We start from the raw sequence: 1,700 nt of genomic DNA on the forward strand, positions 1-1,700 counted from the left end.
TCTCCGCATCGCTGCAGATTGAGTGCAGTGATCATTTTCAGTGAAATCACTGATCGATTTCGAGTGAAATAGGTGATCGTTTAAAGTGAAACGAGTGATCGAATTCAGTGAAATACGCAGTACGAAGGGCATTCTGCTTACGACCTGATATATGGTAATAAAACAGATATTGAGATTAACATGGTGACTGGAGACAATCATTCCCTGAATAAGACCAATTTTGTTATATTGAACGCGATAAATGTACAATTCGTGCCTAGCATAAAAAATGTTCGAGAGGCAGCTAATAGCCTCTATGCGGTCAAGCCCATTGAAAATAATACCGCCATTATTCATCCTAAAGGATTTATTGATGTTGGCCATATTCGCTCAGAGAAACGGGGTATCTTGCGGATCTTGCTCTCTCTGCTCATGCAGGAAAATACACAAACGACGCTGGTCAGAAAATTAAACACCCATGCTGGCTATAGTAGCCTGAAAAAAGCGTTGTTTGATTACAATGAAATATTACGTAGCACCCATATTTTAAACTTGATTGATAACATGGAGCTTCGGAAAGCGATACGAACGGCAAGAAATAGAACAGAAGCTTACCACCAACTTCAAGGAGGACTTAGAAAAATTTATCGCGGTATTTTTAAAGGCAAGAAAATCAGAAGCAATCGTATTAGCGCCCATGCCATAAGGCTTGTGTCCAATTGTATCATTGCTTACAACAGTCTTATTTTAAATAATGTTTATGAAAAAATGCTGGCGGAGAGTGCCAGCCAGGAAGTGTTAGAGAATTTTTTGCGTATTTCACCAATTGCTTGGATCCATATTCTTTTTACTGGGCAGTATAATTTCAAAAAAAGTAATGGTGATATTGATCTTGATGCGATGATCTGTGCAATTGAAAAGCACTTAAAAAAGCATTTCTGGAAAGGGAGTTAACGTAGATTGAGCACTTTTGGGGGTTCTTCCACAGGACCCCTACTAGAACTGTCAAAACACAGTGTAACCATATTTATGCTGCTATTATTGCTTACTGCAAGCTAGAAATGTTAAAGATAAAAACTCATTTAAATCACTTTGCTATTAAGTACAAATTGATTCTTAGAGCGAACCAGATTGCTTGGCAGGAGCTTAAAAATATGGCAGCTTAAAATTGACCGTGCGTAACATGAGTTATTCAATAGTCATTTTGATTTTTTTTTGGGGATCTTGACTCCTAAAGATAACGTTGCAACCTTCATTCTGTTTATATATTACTTTTGTTTCTTATTTGCCATATGGCCTAGAGATAAGCATATGAACTATCCTGACGGTTCAATTAAAAAGCGTACAATAAATCATGGTTTCATTTTTGTGATCATTTGTATTGTGTTGGCAGTAGGGTTCTATTTTTATGAGATAGGGGTTTTTCTCGCTATTTATAATTATGCCTATAAAACCTATGAAAAACTAAGAGCTCTCTTATGATTCTTTTAGAGTCATTCGCCGACCGTAATGCAAGACCCAATTTATCAACCTATGCTGCGACCAAAGCGGCAGTAAAAAGTTTAAGTGAATCCTTGCGAATGGCTAATGCAAAATACGGTATTTGATATAGGCGCGGATTTTTAGACGAAAAAAAGGTATTTTTAAGAGCTATTCTTCTAATATAAGAGGGGAATAGAATGACCAAAAAGCGAAATTATTACACTGCATCAAAAAAATCA

The 1,700-nt window shown here is 36.6% G+C and carries 1 protein-coding gene and 1 pseudogene; both read left to right on the top strand.

All coding sequences use genetic code 11. The annotated features are described in order from the left end of the window. Positions 1 to 126 precede the first annotated feature (126 nt). Positions 127 to 933, top strand: a pseudogene (locus tag ELY15_RS15610) (Tn3 family transposase); the annotation flags it as partial. Between the two features lie 524 nt (positions 934 to 1,457). Continuing rightward, the gene (locus ELY15_RS16655; RefSeq protein WP_255411134.1) at positions 1,458 to 1,586 is read left to right on the top strand and encodes a hypothetical protein; all 129 of its coding nucleotides are present in this window, start codon (positions 1,458 to 1,460) and stop codon (positions 1,584 to 1,586) included. The last annotated feature ends 114 nt before the right edge of the window (positions 1,587 to 1,700 follow it).

Origin of the sequence: Legionella sp. km772 (genome assembly GCF_003989735.1) — a bacterium.
Taxonomy (GTDB): Bacteria; Pseudomonadota; Gammaproteobacteria; order Legionellales; family Legionellaceae; genus Legionella.